Annotated in this window: 18 protein-coding genes; 6 read left to right on the top strand and 12 right to left on the bottom strand. The window is 58.5% G+C overall.

The annotated features are described in order from the left end of the window. Positions 1-4: 4 nt before the first annotated feature. The 5 genes from ccoG to ccoN form a co-directional block, all read right to left on the bottom strand. Entirely contained in the window at positions 5-1,438 is a 1,434-nt protein-coding gene (gene ccoG / locus BMZ63_RS06530; RefSeq protein WP_091703320.1) for a cytochrome c oxidase accessory protein CcoG, read from the bottom strand. 135 nt (positions 1,439-1,573) lie between these two features. Beyond that, the gene (gene ccoP, locus BMZ63_RS06535) at positions 1,574-2,467 is read right to left on the bottom strand and encodes a cytochrome-c oxidase, cbb3-type subunit III (RefSeq protein WP_091703322.1); all 894 of its coding nucleotides are present in this window, start codon (positions 2,465-2,467) and stop codon (positions 1,574-1,576) included. Next, complete coding sequence (locus BMZ63_RS06540) at positions 2,464-2,649, bottom strand: cbb3-type cytochrome oxidase subunit 3 (protein ID WP_091703324.1); 186 nt, start codon at positions 2,647-2,649, stop codon at positions 2,464-2,466. The genes ccoP and BMZ63_RS06540 overlap by 4 nt, the downstream gene beginning before the upstream one ends. A gap of 4 nt (positions 2,650-2,653) precedes the next feature. Continuing rightward, complete coding sequence (ccoO, locus tag BMZ63_RS06545) at positions 2,654-3,262, bottom strand: cytochrome-c oxidase, cbb3-type subunit II (RefSeq protein ID WP_091703327.1); 609 nt, start codon at positions 3,260-3,262, stop codon at positions 2,654-2,656. Positions 3,263-3,278: 16 nt separating this feature from the next. Then, positions 3,279-4,709, bottom strand: a complete 1,431-nt coding sequence (gene ccoN / locus BMZ63_RS06550) for a cytochrome-c oxidase, cbb3-type subunit I (protein WP_091703329.1) — start codon at positions 4,707-4,709, stop codon at positions 3,279-3,281. A 235-nt stretch (positions 4,710-4,944) separates the two neighbouring features. Between ccoN and BMZ63_RS06555 the strand changes: the two genes are divergently transcribed. Together BMZ63_RS06555 and rlmM are read left to right on the top strand one after the other, a co-directional pair. Then, positions 4,945-5,640, top strand: a complete 696-nt coding sequence (locus tag BMZ63_RS06555; RefSeq protein WP_091703332.1) for an alpha/beta family hydrolase — start codon at positions 4,945-4,947, stop codon at positions 5,638-5,640. Continuing rightward, the gene (gene rlmM / locus BMZ63_RS06560) at positions 5,622-6,692 is read left to right on the top strand and encodes a 23S rRNA (cytidine(2498)-2'-O)-methyltransferase RlmM (protein WP_091703336.1); all 1,071 of its coding nucleotides are present in this window, start codon (positions 5,622-5,624) and stop codon (positions 6,690-6,692) included. The genes BMZ63_RS06555 and rlmM overlap by 19 nt, the downstream gene beginning before the upstream one ends. 7 nt (positions 6,693-6,699) lie before the next feature. Here rlmM and BMZ63_RS06565 read toward each other — a convergent pair whose 3' ends face one another. After that, positions 6,700-6,990 carry an antibiotic biosynthesis monooxygenase family protein gene (locus BMZ63_RS06565; protein ID WP_091703340.1) on the bottom strand — a complete coding sequence of 97 codons (291 nt, stop codon included), beginning with the start codon at positions 6,988-6,990 and terminating at the stop codon, positions 6,700-6,702. An 86-nt stretch (positions 6,991-7,076) separates the two neighbouring features. On the opposite strand from BMZ63_RS06565, the gene tusA reads away from it, so the two are divergent. Further along, positions 7,077-7,316 carry a sulfurtransferase TusA gene (tusA, locus tag BMZ63_RS06570; protein ID WP_091703343.1) on the top strand — a complete coding sequence of 80 codons (240 nt, stop codon included), beginning with the start codon at positions 7,077-7,079 and terminating at the stop codon, positions 7,314-7,316. A gap of 20 nt (positions 7,317-7,336) precedes the next feature. Here tusA and dsbD read toward each other — a convergent pair whose 3' ends face one another. Continuing rightward, entirely contained in the window at positions 7,337-9,244 is a 1,908-nt protein-coding gene (dsbD, locus tag BMZ63_RS06575) for a protein-disulfide reductase DsbD (RefSeq protein ID WP_091703345.1), read from the bottom strand. Between the two features lie 119 nt (positions 9,245-9,363). Between dsbD and BMZ63_RS06580 the strand changes: the two genes are divergently transcribed. Genes BMZ63_RS06580 through pdxB form a run of 3 tightly spaced genes read left to right on the top strand, consistent with a single transcriptional unit; the run spans position 9,364 to position 12,416 of the window. Beyond that, positions 9,364-9,930, top strand: coding sequence for an elongation factor P hydroxylase (locus tag BMZ63_RS06580; RefSeq protein ID WP_091703347.1), 567 nt, complete (start codon positions 9,364-9,366; stop codon positions 9,928-9,930). Positions 9,931-9,949: 19 nt separating this feature from the next. Beyond that, a complete protein-coding gene (locus BMZ63_RS06585) occupies positions 9,950-11,248 on the top strand; it encodes a DEAD/DEAH box helicase (RefSeq protein ID WP_091703349.1) in 1,299 nt (432 codons plus the stop codon). Positions 11,249-11,261: 13 nt separating this feature from the next. Next, on the top strand, positions 11,262-12,416 hold the full coding sequence (gene pdxB, locus BMZ63_RS06590; RefSeq protein WP_091703352.1) for a 4-phosphoerythronate dehydrogenase PdxB: 1,155 nt from the start codon (positions 11,262-11,264) through the stop codon (positions 12,414-12,416). Between the two features lie 178 nt (positions 12,417-12,594). On the opposite strand, the gene htpX is transcribed toward pdxB, so the two are convergent. The 5 genes from htpX to BMZ63_RS06615 all read right to left on the bottom strand — a co-directional run bounded on the left by htpX (position 12,595) and on the right by BMZ63_RS06615 (position 18,556). Further along, entirely contained in the window at positions 12,595-13,476 is an 882-nt protein-coding gene (htpX, locus tag BMZ63_RS06595; protein ID WP_091703354.1) for a protease HtpX, read from the bottom strand. A 92-nt stretch (positions 13,477-13,568) separates the two neighbouring features. Then, complete coding sequence (locus BMZ63_RS06600) at positions 13,569-14,042, bottom strand: hypothetical protein (RefSeq protein WP_091703357.1); 474 nt, start codon at positions 14,040-14,042, stop codon at positions 13,569-13,571. Positions 14,043-14,055: 13 nt separating this feature from the next. Next, a complete protein-coding gene (locus BMZ63_RS06605) occupies positions 14,056-15,270 on the bottom strand; it encodes a pyridoxal phosphate-dependent aminotransferase (protein WP_091703360.1) in 1,215 nt (404 codons plus the stop codon). Between the two features lie 122 nt (positions 15,271-15,392). After that, positions 15,393-17,714, bottom strand: coding sequence for a hybrid sensor histidine kinase/response regulator (locus BMZ63_RS06610; RefSeq protein WP_227663542.1), 2,322 nt, complete (start codon positions 17,712-17,714; stop codon positions 15,393-15,395). A 68-nt stretch (positions 17,715-17,782) separates the two neighbouring features. After that, positions 17,783-18,556 carry a hypothetical protein gene (locus BMZ63_RS06615; protein ID WP_091703362.1) on the bottom strand — a complete coding sequence of 258 codons (774 nt, stop codon included), beginning with the start codon at positions 18,554-18,556 and terminating at the stop codon, positions 17,783-17,785. Positions 18,557-18,584: the final 28 nt, after the last annotated feature.

An 18,584-nucleotide genomic window follows, 5' to 3' on the forward strand; every position in this document is an offset into this window, starting at 1 on the left:
CCGGTTAACGTGCCCTTGGACCAACAAACCGGCTTTCAGTTTCCAGAATCAGTGAAGAATCGGTTTGTGATGTGGCAATAAAGCGAATATCGCTGTTGGTGCTCTGGATTGACTCTGGCGGCACATCGACAACCGTCGGCAAGGAGCGGTTCTCGCCACTCACGACCTTGACCGTGGTATCGGTGATAATTCTCATGTCTTCCAGGCCTTCAACAGACAGTACAAAGGTTTGTGGAACCTCTGACATATTCTGAATCTTGACGGTGTAGGAGTTCTCGATTCGGCCTTCACCGTTAAAGCTGTACAGTGCGCCTCGATCACGCAACACGTCCATCTGCGCGGGAACCCGGCTGGCGACGATGAAGATAACCGCGCCAATCATGGCGGTAAGTACCGCACCGTAACCAAAGGTCCTGGGGCGCAACAGCTTGGAGGTTTTGCCCTCCAGCTCGTTTTCGGTGGTATAGCGGATCAGGCCGCGAGGATAATCCATTTTATCCATCACCTGATCGCAGGCGTCAATACACAGGGCGCAGCCAATACACTCGTATTGCAGGCCGTCGCGGATATCGATGCCGGTCGGGCAGACCTGGACGCACTGCTCGCAGTCGATGCAATCGCCTAGGCCGACCTGAGCGGGATCAATGCCTTTCTTGCGCTTGCCACGGGGCTCGCCCCGGTTCGGATCGTAGGAGACGATACGGGTATTCGGGTCGAACATGACCGACTGGAAGCGGGCATACGGGCACATGTACAGGCAGACCTGCTCGCGCATCCAGCCGGCATTCAGGTAGGTGGCGACGGTGAAAAAACCGACCCAGAAATAGGCCCAGCCGTTGGCGTCCAGAGTGGCGATATCCCCAATCAGTTCGCGGATTGGGTAGAAATAACCGACAAATGTCAGGCCCGTGGCTAGGGCGACAAGCAGCCATAGTGCATGCTTGATGCCTTTCTTGGTGATTTTTTCGCGGGTGTTGGGGCTCTTGTCGAGCTTCATGCGCTTGTTGCGGCTGCCCTCGACCTTTTCCTCGATCCACATGTAGACGAAGGTCCAGACGGTTTGTGGGCAGGTATAGCCACACCACACACGGCCAAACAGGGTGGTGATGAAGAACAGGCCGAAAGCCGAGATAATCAGCATACCCGAGAGCAGGAAGAAGTCTTTCGGGAAAAAAGTCATGCCATACAGGTGGAATTCCCGTTCCGGCAGGTCAAAGTGAATCAGGGGCTGGCCATCGAGCGTCAGCCAGACGAACAAGAAGTACATGCCCATGAGCACCATGAGGCTGACATTCCTGATTCGCTGGAAAAAGCCTTTGATTTCTTTAACGTAGATTTTCTTGCGGCTGGCGTAGAGGTCGACGGTTTCTGTCTGTTTTTTATTGTTGGAAGGATCGGAACCCGGATCAACTTGCTTGACCGGTATCTCTTTGCTCATGGGTACCTCCCGGAGAGTGGTAATGCTGGGAGCGGGCCTCGATGGGTCTGCTTGATCCCCTCAAGCCTGTACCCGCAAGGGCAGATACAGGGTTGAGAAGACCAGGCCGGAAACGTTCCGGCCGGGTCTGATCCGTTAATCGTTGGACAGGCTGTAAACGTAAGCCGCCACAATCTGGATCTGGTCTTCTGACAACAGGCGGTCCTGCGCCGGCATCTGGTTCTGACGACCGTTTACCACGGTCTCCTTGATCCAGTCATAGGTGGAACCGTACAGCCAGGTATCGTCGGTCAGGTTCGGAGCGCCCATGGCCTCCATTCCCTTGCCTTCAGGACCGTGACATGCGGTACACGCCTGGGCAAAGACCTGCTCGCCGGCTTTGGCTGCTTCGGCGTCGCGTTCGCGACCGCTGAAGCTCAGTACGTAGTTCACCACCTGGTCAACCTGTTCGTTGGTCATGTTCGGCATGGTGCCCATGGGCGTCATATTACCCTGGCGACCGTTGGCGATGGTATGCAGGATCTGATCCGGCTCGCCGCCCCACAGCCAGTCGTCGTCGGTCAGGTTGGGGAAGCCCACCTGGCCGCGCGCCGCCGTACCGTGACAGACAGAACAGTTGTTGGCGAACAGACGCTGACCGATCTTCATGGCGTCTTCATTCTGGGCCAGTTCCGGAATCGGAGTGTCACCGTACTGCGCGTAGATCTCGCCGTACTTTTCTTCCGCTTCCGCAACTTCCGCTTCCCATTGATTGGTCGATGTCCATCCCAGCAAGCCCTTGTAGTTGCCCAGGCCCGGATACAGTGCCAGGTAACCCAGTGCGAATACGCAGGTTGCCACGAACAGATAGAACCACCACTTGGGCAGCGGGTTATCGTATTCCTCAATGCCATCGAAGGAATGGCCCATGGTGCGATCAGTTTCGCTATCGGTTGTCTGGCTCTTGCGGGTTGCCCAAAGCAGCCACCAGCACCCGAAAACGGTACCGAGCACGATCACACTGATCCAGATGCTCCAGAAGGTACTCATTGTTTCTTCTCCGTTTTTTCCTGTTCGAGAGTACGCTTTTCCACGTCGTCGTCATCGAAAGGCAGGTGCGCTGCCTCATCGTTGGCTTTCTTGCGGTGGGCGCTGTAGGCCCACCAGACGATTCCAAGGAAGATCGCCATTACAAGAAGTGTGTGAATTCCGCGTAGCTCATTGATATCCATGGGATCACCGTTTCTCTGAAATCACAGTACCCAGCTGTTGCAGGTACGCGACCAGTGCTTCGATCTCGAATTTGCCGCGAATCTCTTCGGAGGCGTTGGCGATCTGTTCGTCTGTGTAGGGCACACCCAGGGTTTGCAGGGTTTGCATGCGATCGTCGATGGAATCGGCGTCTACACGGTTATCGAACAGCCATGGGAATGCCGGCATGTTGGACTCAGGCACCACGCTGCGCGGGTCGTACAGATGCTGGCGCTGCCAGGCACCGGAATAACGACCGCCCACACGGGCCAGGTCCGGACCGGTACGCTTGGAACCCCACAGGAACGGGCGGTCGTAAACGAACTCACCCGCAACGGAGTAGTGGCCGTAGCGCTCGGTTTCCGCCCGGAACGGGCGGATCTGCTGGGTGTGGCATACGTGACAGCCTTCACGGATGTAGATGTCCCGGCCTTCCAGTTCCAGAGCGGACAGGGGCTCGAGGCCTTCAACCGGCTCATTCACATCTTTCTGGAAGAACAGGGGTACTACTTCTGCCAGGAAACCACCGGAGATGGTCAGGACGATCAGAACGATCATCAGACCAAGGTTCTTTTCAACAATTTCGTGTTTCATCTGGTTCTCTCTCCCCTTACGCCGCCTGGACCGCTGCGCTGTCTTCAGCAACGGCATCCTTCTGGCGCACGGTCATGTACACGTTGTAAGCCATGAGCAGCATGCCTGCCACGAAGATCACGCCGCCGATGAAGCGCACGAAGTAGCCCGGGTAGGACGCTTCCAGGGCTTCCACGAAGCTGTAGGTCAGGGTGCCGTCGTCGTTAACCGCGCGCCACATCAGGCCCTGCATGATGCCGTTTACCCACATCGCGGCAATGTACAGTACGGTACCGGCAGTCGCCAGCCAGAAGTGAACGTTGATCAGCGAGGTGCTGTACATTTCTTTCAGGCCCCAGAGTTTCGGAACCAGGTGATAAATCGCGCCGATACTGATCATGGCTACCCAGCCCAGGGCACCGGAGTGCACGTGACCGATGGTCCAGTCGGTGTTGTGGGACAGGGCGTTAACCGTTTTGATGGACATCATCGGGCCTTCGAAGGTGGACATGCCGTAGAAGGACAGGGAAACCACCAGGAAGCGCAGGATCGGGTCGGTGCGCAGTTTGTGCCAGGCACCGGACAGGGTCATCATGCCGTTGATCATACCACCCCAGGACGGAGCCAGCAGGATCAGGGACATGATCATGCCCGCGGTCTGAGCCCAGTCAGGCAGGGCGGAGTAGTGCAGGTGGTGACCACCGGCCCATACGTAGGTGGCGATCAGTGCCCAGAAGTGCACGATGGACAGACGGTAGGAGTATACCGGACGGTTGGCCTGCTTGGGTACGAAGTAGTACATCATGCCCAGGAAGCCGGCGGTCAGGAAGAAGCCAACGGCGTTGTGGCCATACCACCACTGCATCATGGCGTCGGTTACACCGGCGTAAGCCGAGTAGGACTTGAATGCGCCGGCCGGCAACGCCAGGTTGTTACCAATGTGCAGAACAGCCACAGTGATGATGAAGGCGCCATAGAACCAGTTAGCCACATAGATGTGCGGCGTGCTGCGCTTCATGATGGTGCCGAAGAACACGACCGCGTAGGCTACCCAGACAACCGCGATGGCGATGTCGATCGGCCATTCCAGCTCGGCGTATTCCTTAGAGGTCGTCAGACCCATCGGCAGGGTAATGGCGGCGGCCACGATAATGGCTTGCCAGCCCCAGAATGTGAACTGTGCGAGACCATCGGAGAACAGGCGGGCCTGACAGGTCCGCTGGACTGCGTAGTACGCGGTAGCAAACAGGGCGCTACCACCAAAGCCGAAAATAACGGCGTTGGTATGCAACGGCCGCAAACGGCCGAAATGGGTAAAGGGAAGGTCGAGGTTGAGGGATGGCCAAACCAGCTGTGCCGCGATCAGCACACCCAGAGCCATGCCGACAATACCCCATACCACTGTCATGATGGCGAACTGTCTCACCACCTTGTAGTTGTATGTCAGGTTTGCATTTACTGTGCTCATAGCCTTACCAATGGGTTCAGGATGGGGAATTATGCGGGGACAAGTATGGAGAAACCATTAGGTGTTTGCAATGATTCAGGTCAACTCCTGACATCTGTCAATTTCGCCGGAATCAGCAACCTGGCCAGCAACTTGCAAGCGATACTCAATCCCGTGTGAGTGGTTGCAGAAGGGTTGCATAATGGGCGCGGGTTACCAATCATATCGCCCCCTTTGAATCGACTGGTGCCAGGCAATGTACAGAATCAACAGCCCGCGTTACACCCAGGACCCGTCCTGTGTGCTGATCCTGGCTCACGGCGCAGGTGCACCCATGGATTCGTCGTTCATGGAGACACTGGCCGGGGCTCTGGACCAGCAGGGAGTTGCCTGTGTGCGCTTCGAGTTTCCTTATATGGCCAGACGGCGGTCGGATGGCCGGAAGCGCCCACCTGATCGCCAGCCGGTTCTGCTGGAACAATTTGGCGACATCCTCCGGGAGGTCCGCTCAGAGCTTGGCCCGGGTTTGCCGGTGCTGGTTGGCGGCAAATCCATGGGAGGCCGGATGGCCAGCCTGCTGGTTACCGATCCTGACCTGCAGGCGGATGGCGTTGCCTGTTTTGGTTACCCTTTCCATCTCCCGGGCAAGCCGGACAAGTGGCGTGTTGAGCATTTTCCGGAACTGCGCTGCCCGCTGCTGATTGTTCAGGGTACTCGGGACCCTTTTGGCAAGGCGCAGGAAGTTGAAGCAAAAGGCGGCATTGACGGTGTGAGCCAATGGCAGTGGCTGGAAGGTGGCAATCATGACTTTCAGCCCCTTAAGAAACAGCCGGAAACGCAACAGCAGTTGATTGAACAGGCAGCCCGGGCAACGCGGACTTTTATTGACCAACAGGTGGCCGCCCAGAGCACGGCGACCGGAGTGGAGGAACAATGCAGCAGATCATGCTGATGTGCAGGCCCGGTTTCGAAACTGAAGCCGGTCAGGAGTTGACCGACCGAGCCGCGGAAGTGGGTATGTTCGGTTATTTTCTGCCTGGCAAGGACAACGGACTGGTGCGGTTTGTTATTGGCAGCGGGGAAACCGGGGAAGAGCTGATGCAGCGCCTGAACCTCGGGCAACTGGTGTTCACCCGCGACTGGTTCGTGGTGCTGGGGGATTGCCCCTTGCCCGCCGAAGACCGGGTTGGTGCCGTCATTCACTTTTTAAGGGAGCTTGGCTGGTCGGATGATAACGTGGTCCGGCTGGAAGTGCGGTTGCCGGAAACCAATGAGGACCGGGATCTGGGTAACTTTGGCCGCAAATGGGTGGCACCGCTTTCCAAAGGCCTGCGTGGCGCCGGTTTGATGGGGAGTGGCAGTGATGCTCCAGTGCAACTGGAGATACTGCTGCTGGATTTCACCACGGCGGTGGTGGGCGTCAGCCTGAAAGGAAACCGCTCGTCCTTTGATGGTGGCGTGCCACGTTTACGCCTGCCGGCTACCGCTCCGAGCCGTTCAGCTCTGAAGCTGGAAGAAGCCTGGGAAACGTTTATTCCCCCTGAACAATGGCTGGATTACCTGGGGGGTGGCAAGAAGGCGGTCGACCTGGGAGCAGCGCCAGGTGGCTGGACCTGGCAACTGGTGAACGAGGGCATGCTGGTGACCGCCGTGGACAACGGCCCGATGAACGGGGAGTTGATGGCTTCGGGCCAGGTGGAGCATGTGCGTGCCGACGGATACAGCTGGCAGCCCAGGCGAGGCGTTGACTGGATGGTATGCGACATCGTTGACCAGCCCCGTAAAACCGCGAAGATGGTGGTCCACTGGCTGACGGGGAAGCTGTGCCGCTACACAGTGTTTAACCTGAAATTGCCGATGAAAAAACGCTACGAGGAATGGCTGGTGTGCCGGGATATTCTGGAAGAGGGGCTGCAGGAGGCGGGCATTGACTACCGATTGCATGCCCGCCACCTGTATCATGACCGGGAAGAGATCACCTGCTTCATCGAGAGGCTGGTCTGAGCCAGGGTCAGACCGCGTTCTGTTCCAGTACCGTGACGGCCTCTTCCTTGTCCATCATCGGGATGAGGGGGGCCATCAGCTCACGCCGCTCAGGAGACTGGTACCAGCGTTTCCAGTCGGCTTCGGAGCGCCAGTTGGAAAGCGTGATACGGTGGTTGCGGTCGTGCCGGTCGACCAGGGTTTCACCGGAAATAAAGCCCGGTTGGGCCACGGAATGCTGCAGGACCTTCCGGGACTGCTGTTCATAGGCCGCTTCCAGCGATTCAGCGATGTGACGCTCGATCAAAACACGTATCATTGTCTGTCTCCAATGGTTTTAACTGCTATAAACAATAAGTTACCACGAATTAACCGAAATAACCTCAACGACCGCGGAGATCCTGTTTGAGCAAACCTGATCATGATGCTGAACTTGACGCCAGAGGCCTGTTCTGCCCGGAGCCGGTGATGATGCTGCATAATCGGATCAACGATGTAGAACCCGGCGGCCTGCTGAGAGTCGTGGCCACCGACCCTTCCACAACCCGCGATATTCCCCGTTTTTGCCAGTTCCTCGGGCACGAACTGGTGAGCGAGCAGGAGAAGGATGGCGAATTTATCTATGTGATACGACGGGGCGAATAACGAACGGCGGAGGCCGGGTGTTAACCCGGCACCGGAATCTGCTCGAGGTGAGCGAGAAACTCAGCCTTATCCATTTCCCCCAGAACGCGGTGATCGGTGAATTCCTCGCCGTAACGGTTGTAGAAGAGAATCGCCGGTGGTCCGAACAGGCCCAGTTCGTCCAGCAGTGCCTGCTGTTCCGGCGTGTTGTCGGTCATGTCGATCTGCAGCAAGGTGTAGCCTGCCAGGGCCGCCCCCACATCCGGTTTGCTGAATACATTCCGCTCCATCACTTTGCAGGAAATACACCAGTCCGCATAGAAATCCAGCATCACCGGCTGGCCCTGTTGTCGGGCATCGGCCAGAAGCTGCCGGATTTCATCCGGTTGCTCGACCCGTTTGAATGCCGCATGTTCGGCTCCGGCATTACCGGTTGAGCTGACAGACGCCTGGCTGGCGGTAAACGGTGCCAGAGGCTGAAGCGGATCCTGGGCGCCACTGACAGCGCCGGCCAGCAGTGCGAGGCCATAGGCAAACAGCACCAGACCGAGCCCCTTGCGCGTCCGTTGCCAGCCCGCCTTTGCGGCGTCAAAAGCCCCGAGTTGAACGCCGGTAATGGCCACCAGAAGCCCCCACAGGGTGAGGCTGGCCCAGGCCGGGATCATTCGTTCCACCAGCCAGATGGCGACGGCCATCAGCATCACGCCGTAAAAATGCTTGACCGTTGTCATCCACAGGCCGGATGTGGGCAGCAACTTGCGCCCGCCAACGGCGACCAGTATCAACGGCACGCCCATGCCCAGGCCCAGCGACAGCAAGGCAAAGCCACCGACCACGGCGTCCTGGGTCGTGGAGATATACAGAAGGCTGCCAGCCAGCGGGGCCGACACACAGGGTGAGACAATCAGCGATGACAGGGCGCCAATGCCGAAAATGCTGGCGACCCGGCCGCCTGTCAGTTTATGGCTGGCATTATCCAGTGGTTCCCGGATGAAACGGGGCAGCTGGATTTCAAACAGATCAAACATCGACAGGGCGAAGAGCACAAAGAACGTGGCAAAAATGCCCAGCACCCAGGGAGACTGCAGTTGTGCCTGCAGGTTGAAGCTGGCCCCCAGCAGGCCCGTGATCACCCCGGCTGCTGCATAGGTTACCGCCATTCCGAGCACGTAACTGCCCGAAAGCAACAGGGCATGGCCGGTGGATTGGGTGTTTCGACCGGAGACCATGCTGGAGATGATCGGCACCATGGGCAGGACGCAGGGCGTGAAGGTCAGCCCCAGGCCAAGCAGGAAAAACACGCCGGCAATGGCCAGGGTGGACTGGCTGGACAGAAAGCCGGCCAGGCCGGTGGCACTGGACGTGTCCGGAGAGCCGGCGTTGCCGGAATCCGGAATGCTGGCAGATGAACCGCCCTCGGGTGACGCTGACTCATTGCCGGCCGGGGCGTCACCACCAGGGTAATACAGCACTGTCTGGGTCTGGGGCGGATAACACAGGCCGGCTTCGGCACAACCCTGGTAAGTTACCTGCAATTCCGCTTCTTTGGTGCCCTCCGGCAGGGTGACCGGTACCCGGGCGTCCACCGGTTCGAAAAAAGCCGTGATCTCCCCGAAAAACTCGTCTTCAGTGACCTCGCCGGACCGGGAAAATTCCGGATCGCCGAGGGTCACGCCCTGGGTATCGGAACTGATCCGGATACGACTTTTGTAAAGATAGTGTTCCGGTGCGATGTTCCAGGACAGAATCACCGCGCCGTTGTCTGTGGTGTAACTGAAGGGCAGGGCCTCATCCACCGGCAGGAAATCGCCCTGGCCGCCCAGGGGCGAGCTGCCGCTACCAAACGCATGGAGATGAGTGGGCAGGAGGGCCAGCATTAACAGGCCGGCAAACATCAAGGCTATCGAATACCAGCGTGGGTTGGGTCGGGAAAGCTCAGAAGCGGTCATGAATCCTTCGTTATCCTGAATCCGGAATGCATGGAAAGTCGTTGCAGGCAGTGGACACGACCGGCGTGGCAAAGTTCCCACTGGAATTGCCGGCACTAAAGTCGCACAATAGCCAACCGATGACGCACAATCCAGACGATCTTATCACGCTGTTCAACAACCTGTTCCGGGAAAGTTACCGGACCGTGCTGGTGCGTGGTGGTGATGAACCTGAATACCTGCCGGCCAGTACTGCCAACGGTCTGGCACAGGTGGTGTTTGCCCGTGGTTTCTTTGCCAGCGCCCTGCATGAAATTTCCCACTGGTGCATTGCCGGTGAACACCGCCGCACGCTCTATGATTATGGTTACTGGTATTGCCCGGACGGCAGAACACACGAGCAACAACAGGCCTTCGAGCAGGTGGAAGTAAAGCCACAGGCGCTTGAGTGGCTGTTTGCACTGGCCGCCGGTTCCAGTTTCCACATCAGTGTCGACAACCTGGCCGGCGATGGCGCGGCGGATGAACATGGCTTCCGCCGGCGCGTCAACAGGCAGGTGGCGCAATACCTGGAGCAGGGCCTGCCAAAACGGGCACAGATGTTTTTCGACTCACTGGCCGACTTTTATGGAACCCGGGGCAGAATCCGGGAAAACTGGCAGCGGGACAAACAGCGCATCCTGCCAGCCGAGGCCGAGCTTCAATAACAAGGATTACCCGAATTTTATGACTTCCGAAAAGACCCACACCAGCGAATTGCGTTTTTCCGAACTGCATCTGGACCAACGCCTGCTGGATGCCATCAGCAAAATCGGTTTTGAATACTGCACTCCGATTCAGGCCGAGACACTGCCCTGGACACTCGCCTGTGAGGATTTGATCGGGCAGGCCCAGACCGGTACCGGCAAAACAGCAGCCTTCCTGATTACCGCCATCCAGTCCATGCTGGAAACGCCGATCGACGAGAAAGACCGGTTTGCCTCCGAGCCCAGGGTGCTGGCCCTGGCGCCTACCCGCGAGCTGGCCATGCAGATCGCCAAGGACGCCGAGCAGCTCTGCCACTTTACCGGCCACAATGTGGTCACCGTGGTGGGCGGCATGAACTACGACAAACAGCGCGAACAGCTGCAGAACGAGATTGTTGATATCCTGGTTGCCACCCCGGGCCGTCTGATCGATTTCCTCGGCTCCCAGGACGTGTTCCTGGACCAGCTCGACATCCTCATCCTGGATGAAGCTGACCGCATGCTCGACATGGGCTTTATTCCGGACGTCAAACGCATCATCCGCAAGTGCACGCCCAAGGATGATCGCCAGACCCTGCTGTTCAGTGCCACCTTTAACCAGGACGTTCTCAACCTGGCCTCCATGTGGACCCGCAACGCCGAGTTTGTGGAAATCGAGCCGGAACAGAAAACCGCCGAGCGTGTCCAGCAGACCGTCTACCTGGTCTCCGACGACGACAAGCTGCAGGTGTTGACCAACTACCTGAAACGCCCGGAAGTGGAAAAGGCCATTGTGTTCGCCAATCGCCGGGACCAGTGCCGGGACCTGGAAGAAGACCTGAAAAACCAGGGCGTGAAGGTGGCCCTGATGTCCGGTGAAATTGCCCAGAATAAACGGCTTAAAACCCTCGATCAGTTCAAGAAAGGCGAGATCCAGGTGCTGGTGGCCACCGACGTGGCTGGCAGGGGCATCCACGTGACCGGTGTGACCCACGTATTCAACTACAACCTGCCGGACAACGCCGAAGATTACGTACACCGCATTGGTCGTACCGGCCGGGCGGGCAGCACCGGGGTTTCGGTCAGCTTTGCTGGCGAGGACGATTCCTTCGCCTTACCGGCGATTGAAACCTACATCAGCCAGAAACTGAAAACCGAAGTGCCCGAAGAAGCCTTGATGGCGCCGTTGGAGCAACCCGCCATCCAGCGCAAGCGCCGCAGCCGGCCTTCCGGCGGTCAGCGCTCTGGTGGTCGCCGCCCCCAGGGCAATCGTGGTGGATCACGGCAACGCCGCAATTAAAGGAGCCCTTGCCATGCTGATTGTTGCTGATGAAAACATTCCGCTACTGGATGCTTTTTTCGCGGACATGGGCGACATTCGCCGGGTTTCCGGTCGGCACATGAGTCGGAAAGACGTACGCGATGCCGATGTGCTGCTGGTGCGCTCGGTCACCCGGGTTGACCGCGACTTGCTGGCTGGCAGCCGGGTAAAATTCGTCGGTACCGCCACCATCGGCACCGACCACATTGATCAGCAATGGCTTGCCGACAACGGCATCGGTTTCTCGGCCGCACCCGGCTGTAACGCCAACAGCGTGGTTGAATATGTGCTTGCGGTGCTGTCTTTACATGCAGAGCGATGCGGGTTTGCCAACGGTAACGAATTGAGCGTCGGCGTCGTGGGTGCCGGCAACGTGGGCAGCCGCCTGGCTGAGAAGCTGCAACGCCTCGGTTTCAAAGTTCTGTTGTGTGACCCGCCCAGAGCGGAAGCCGAAGGTGACCAGGGCCCCGAATTCGTCAGTCTGGAACAGGCACTGCAATGCGATGTAGTAACCCTGCACACGCCACTCACGGATCAGGGCCGCCACCCGACCCATCACCTGATTGGCGAAAAACAGCTGGCGCCGCTCAATGCCGGCCAACTGCTCATCAACTCGGGCCGTGGTGAAGTCATCGATACCGAAGCGCTGAAGGCACGGTTAAAGCAAGATGACGCACCTCTGGTTGCGCTGGATGTGTGGGAAAACGAACCGGCCATCGATCCCGAGCTGGTCGGTCTGGTCTGGCTTGCCACCCCGCACATCGCCGGCTACAGCCTGGAAGGCAAGGTGCGCGGCACGGAAATGATTTACCAGGCGCTCAGCAAACATCTGGGCCTGCCGGTCCGCAAAAAGGCCGGTCAGTTTCTCCCTGAGCCGCCGCTGAGCAAGCTTACGTTCACTTCCACAGCCGATGAGCAAAAAGCGCTGAGAACCGCTTTGCGGGTTTGTTATGACCCAAGAGCCGATGATGTGCAGCTGCGCTTGGCTATGAATGGTGATGCGGGAGAAAGGGCTGAAGCTTTTGATGGTTTGAGGAAAAACTACCCGGTACGCCGGGAATGCTCCAGCCTGAAGGTTCAGTTAAAAGGGGCTGGCCGCTCAATGCAGGAAAGCTTCAAGGCGGTTGGCTTCAAACTGAAGCTTTGATGGTATAGCTAAATCAGCACCAGGGCCGGGAGGGGTTCCCGAAAATTTGCGGAGCCAGGGATGGCGGAGCATAAGCGCCACAGGGACGTGCCGAAGGAGCGCTTTTCGGGAACCTCTCCCGGCCCTGGTGCGTCTGTTCAAGCAACCAAAGCCGGAAGTACCCCCGATAATGGCCCGCTTAAAGCTGCGCCTCCTGCAACGCCTTGATACGATCTTCCAGCGGCGGGTGAGTCATGAACAGGCTGGCCAGCCCCTGCCGGGCACCACGGTTGATACCGAACGCCTGCAGGGTATCGGGCATCTGATCCGGCACTTCACTCTCTTTCTTCAGGTGCGCCAACGCACTGATCATCGCCCCACGGCCGGCCAATTGGGCACCGGCGATATCCGCCCGGAATTCACGGCGGCGGGAGAACCAGAACACGATGGTACTGGCCAGAATGCCAAGTACAATCTCGGCAATGATACTCACCACGAAAAAGCCGATGCCGTGGCCTTCCTCGTTTTTGAACACCACCCGGTCAACAAACGAGCCGATCACCCGTGATGCAAAGATCACGAAGGTGTTGACCACCCCCTGAATCAGGGTCAGTGTCACCATGTCACCGTTGGCCACGTGGCCGATTTCATGGCCCAGAACCGCCCGGATTTCCTCTTTGTCAAAACGCGATAGCAGCCCTTCACTGACCGCCACCAAAGAATCGTTCTTGTTCCAGCCCGTGGCAAAGGCGTTGGATTGGGTGGCCGGGAATATCGCCACTTCCGGCATGCCGATACCGGCTTTTTTGGCAAGCTCGGCCACGGTATCCACCAGCCACCGTTCAGCCGGTGTGCGCGGTTTTTCGATGATTTTGGCTTTGGTGCTCCACTTGGCCATGGTTTTGGACAGGAACAGCGAAATGAACGCACCGGCAAAGCCGAAGACCGCCGCAAAGGCCAGCAGAGAACCATACTGGATGCCGTTTTGCGCCAGATAACTGTCCACGCCCAGCAGGCGCAGGGTGAAACTGGCTACCAGAATGACGGCCAGGTTGGTGGCCAGAAACAACAGAATACGCATGGTTATTTTCCTTTTAACCGCCAGGGAATTCAGTGGATTATCTGACCGGGATATAGGGGCCGGGTTCTCTGGTTCAAGCGTCTTTCGTTAATTTAATGAAAGTGTCCGGCCAGGGTCTCGGCAAAAAATGCCGATTGCACCGTCAGGCTGATCCTGTCCGAGTTGCCGCTTTTGATCGCGTTTTTGAGCAAATGTGCGTAAGAAGACAGGTCCCGCCTGATCGAGGAGGGCAGCGACTCATCGCCGGGCGGCGGGCTGATCCGCTCAACAATGGCGGCAGGCGCCGGCGTGCTCAGTCGAACGAATGCCTGCTGGGTCAGCACGGCCTGGTCCAGCGCCTCCTGGCGTATGGTGTCGACGTAGCGCAACAAGCCCTCTTCTTCGAGCCAGAGCAGCGCACCAAAACAGGCCATGTGGCGAGGGCTGTGCAGGCCGAACTCATCGGGTTCGTCCGGCCCGGCGATGTCTTCAACAAACAGGTTGGTGCGCCGGGGAAATACCGAATACAGCTGAACCAGTGCCACGGCAACGTCCTTGTAAAAATCCTCGACGTGGATGTCGGCCATGAAAAGCTCCCGATTACTGGCGGTAGTGTTCCAGGAAATTGCCCAGCCGGCCCATGGCGTCGGCCATGGTGTCCTGGCGAGGCAGAAATACCACCCGCAGGTGTTGCTTGTCGTCGATGTTGAAGGCCGAGCCCTGTACCAGCAGGATTTTTTCCTGCAGCAGCAGATCAAGCACCAGCTTTTCGTCATTGACGATCGGGAAATGCTTCGGGTCCAGCTTCGGGAACAGGTACAGGGCGCCCTTGGGCTTGACGCAACTGACCCCCGGAATGTCGTTGAGCATTTTCCAGGCGGTTTCCCGCTGTTCGTACAGTCGGCCACCGGGCGCCACCAGGTCATTGATGGACTGGTAGCCGCCCAGGGAGGTCTGGATCGCCAGCTGTGCCGGCACGTTGGCGCACAGGCGCATGTTCGACAGCATTTCAATGCCTTCGATCAGATCCTGGGCCTTGTGCTTGGCGCCGCTGATGATCATCCAGCCGGAACGGTAGCCGGCGGCCCGGTAGTTTTTCGACAGGCCGTTGTAGGTGAAAAACAGCACGTCGTCGGCCATGGAGGCGATGGAGGTGTGCACAGTGCCGTCGTACAGGATCTTGTCGTAGATCTCGTCGGACAGGATGATCAGGTTGTGCTTGCGTGCCAGCTCGATTACCTGTTGCAGCAGTTCTTCGGAATACACCGCGCCGGTGGGGTTGTTGGGGTTGATCAGTACAATCGCCCGGGTGCGGCGGGTGATCTTCTGTTTGATGTCATCAATGTCCGGGAACCAGTCCTGCTGTTCGTCACAGCGGTAGTGCACCGGCTTGCCGCTGGAGAGGGTTACGGCTGCGGTCCAGAGAGGATAGTCCGGTGCAGGAATCAGCACTTCATCGCCGGTGTTCAGCATGGCCTGCATGGACATGACGATCAGCTCGCTGACGCCGTTACCCAGATAGATGTCGTCGATATCGACCCGGTCGATGCCCCGCTGCTGGCAATAGTGCATGACCGCCTTGCGGGCGGAGAACAGGCCCTTGGACTCCACGTAACCCTGGGCCTGGTGCATGTTATAGATGACGTCCTGCTGGATTTCTTCCGGCACATCCAGTTCGAAGGCGGCGGGGTTGCCGATGTTGAGTTTCAATACCCGATGGCCTTCCTCTTCCAGCCGGCGCGCCTCGCGCAGAACCACGCCACGGATTTCGTAACACACATTATCGAGCTTGGCGGATTTGAAATAGTTCTGCATGGGTGTCTGATTTCCTTGAAAAACAGTCTGGTTAGGTCAGCAGGTGCGTCGAGCGGCAACCTTGTCACGAATCCTCCATTCTAGCGGACGGAAGGGGGCGGGCAACAGGGCCCGGTCGTGATTTACTCGGATTGGGTGTTGATCCAGCGGGCGATGACGGTCTCCAGCTGTTCCCGGCTGTAGGGTTTGGTGATGTAATCGTTCATGCCGGCATCCAGGCAGGCCTGTTTGTCGCCCTCCATGACATTGCCGGTAACCGCAATGACCGGCAGCGACTGCCAGCGAGGATCGCGCCGCAGGGCGCGGGTGGCCTGATAGCCGTCCAGCACCGGCATCTGGCAATCCATCAGAACCAGATCATAGTGTTGGGATTCCAGCGCTTCGAGCGCCCGCTTGCCATTGTCCGCGTGGCCGACCCGGTGCCCCAGCTTTTTCAGAATGCCGCTGGCCACCAATTGGTTTACCTGGTTGTCTTCCACCAGCAGAATATCGAGCCCATCTCGGTCGCGCGTTTCCCGGCGCACGTCATTCCTGCCTGCTGCCATGCCCCTGGCCGGCGAGGCTTCGCCCAGAGCCAGTCTCAGGCATTCGAACAATTCGCCCCGGCGCAGGGGTAACGAGAGCACACAGGTCCCCGGCCGATCTTCAATTGCGGTACCGTGACGGTCGGCGATTATGACCCCGGTACCCTGCCATTGCCGTGCCTGGGTTTCATCGGTCGTCAGCAGAATGGCACCGGGCGTGCGTGCCGGCGAGCGTACCGGAATGCTCCAGGCCCGCAATTGCGATTCAATGGCCAGCCGGTGCGGGTCGGAATCCGGAATGGCGAGGGCCACGCCGATTACCTGCAGAAGGCTGAGGGTTTTTTCCGGCCAGGGCAGTTTCTCCTGCTGGTAGACTTCCAGGGGCAGGGTAACGGTGAAATGGCTACCCTGGCCCTGCCGGGACTGCACGTCAATCCTGCCGCCCATCCTGTCAACCAGTTGCCGGCAAAGGGTCAGGCCCAGGCCCGTGCCACCATAGCGCCGCGTGGTATCCGGGTCGGCCTGGGAGAAGGGCGAGAAGATGTGTTCCTGGGCCTGTTTCGACATGCCGATGCCGGTATCGACAACGTCCAGCTGCACCCGGTCGCCAGTGTAATCAGCGCGGACCCGGATGGTGCCCCGTTCGGTGAATTTGATGGCGTTGCTCAGCAGGTTGTTGAGAATCTGGCGGGTGCGGGTCGGGTCACCCAGAAAGCAGTCAGGCAGATCCGGCACGGTCTCGTTGACCAGATCAATGTGCTTGCGATGGGCCTGCTGGGCGTGGAGGGTGGCGGTTTCCTCCACCAGTGCCCGCAAATCGAACGGAATGATCTCCAGGCTCAGTTTGCCCGCTTCCACCTTGGAGACATCCAGTATGTCGTTGAGCAGTGCCAGCAGGCTGCGGCCGGCCTGGTGAGCGATTTCCAGCCGGTTGCGCTGGGCCTGTTCGCGGGTGTTGTCCAGGGCCACATCCAGCATCCCCATCAGACCATTGAGCGGGGTGCGTATTTCGTGACTCATGCTGGCCAGGAAATCCGCCCGGGAGCGGGCCCGGCGTACCGCGTCCTCCTTGGCCCGCACCAGCGCCCGGTTACCCTGTTGCAGGGCCCGGTTTTTCTCGGAAATTTCCCGGGTGCGGTCCTGAACTTCCTGCTCCAGTTGGCTGGAGTAGTTCTTCATGGCGTTTTCTGCAGCCTTGAAGCGAGCCAGGCTGCTTTCCATGTTGGCCAGGTGCTGGTTAACAATAGCGACCATGGCGCCAATTTCATCATGCTCGTGATTGGCGGGTGTCGGCAGGCGGGCTTTTTCGGGCATGTCGACGTTTACCCGGCTCAGGGCGTTAATCAGCCCTATCATCGGCCGGGTCAGAACCATGTAAAACACCACCAGCAGCACGATCGAGAGCGCCAGACTTTTCAGCAGGCCGATCAGCAGGGTATAACTGGCCCGCTCAAGAAATTCGGTGCCGTAATGGTAGGTATCAATTGTAACCTGCAGCCGGCCGAGTGGCAGGTTTTCCAGTTGTCGTACATTGAGTTCCGAGCTGAATACCCGGCTGGTCCCGAACAACTGGTCGCTCAGCCAGCGATAACGGGATGCCGGTTTGCTCTTGCTGGCGGAGGACATGGTGTTGCCCTCGGAGTCCAGAATGCGGGCATCGGTGGTGGCCGGGTGTTCCAGCAGGCCGTCAAGCAGTTCTTCGGCGAGGCGAATGTTGAGGTTGTAGGCGATCTGTGAAGCCGGGCTGTGGCTGATCCGCATCAGCGCACGGATGTCCTGCTCCATGTCGGTCTTGGCGGAAAAATAATCCTGGGTAATCTGCACCAGGTTCAGGGCCAGCCCCACCAGCATGGCGATCAGTACCGTATCGCGGGTCAGGCGCCAGGACAGCCGGCGTTTGAAGGGATCAAGCACCGTCATGGGTGAAAGGATGCTCGCTGGTTTGCTGGCTCATGACATCGGGCTGAGATTATGGGATTGCGCCGGACTCAGTTGTCGTAATCGGCTTTTTTCTTCCAGGATTCGTCTTCCTGCAGGAAGTTGTCCCACTCCTTGTCCAGCTTGTTGGCGCCCGGACTTTCTTCCACGTTGCCGGCGGCGATCTGTGCCTCAAGCTCCTTGATGCGGGAGCGGAAACTCTTCACGGCCTTCACCGCCAGCGGGTTGTCCTTGGATTTGCCCATCTCTGTGCTCGCCAGGTGATAGGCGTGGATGGCTTTGCGGGTTTCGTTCTTCTTCAGATGGTCCCGCGCCTGAAACACATACAGGTCGGCGTGGGTCTTGTGTACCAGAAATAACACGTGTTTGAGGTGTTTCTTTGCCGTGGGCGTGTCAAGCCGACCGGCTTTGTGCATGGCTTCGATCATGTTGAACAACGCCTGCAGCAGTTTCTTGATGTAATTGGCCTTGTCTGGCGAATCGATTTTCATGGACGGCCGCTGGTCGTTCTTTTCCTTGACCTTCTGCCGGGTCTGGCGAACGCTCTCCAGCCACTGGGTTACCGGCTGGTCGGATTTCAGCTGCAGCAGGCCGTTGCAGGCGTCTTCCATGCGCTTGAGCAGCACCAGTTTCAGTTCGTCGGTCAGATACTGGCCGGGCAGTTCGGAAAACAACCGGTTGGCGAGGTTGTAACTGTCTTCCAGCGCCGTCATCCGGCGGGCGCGTTCTATCCGGGCCTTTTCCCGCATCTGGCTGAGGAAAATGATAATCAGAGATACGCCGACAATCGCGGCAAGCAGCAGCACAATGGTAACGGTATCCATGGTGTCAGAGAGGCTCCGGGTCCGGTAA

The organism is Marinobacter persicus, assembly GCF_900114155.1.
GTDB classification, from domain to species: domain Bacteria; phylum Pseudomonadota; class Gammaproteobacteria; order Pseudomonadales; family Oleiphilaceae; genus Marinobacter; species Marinobacter persicus.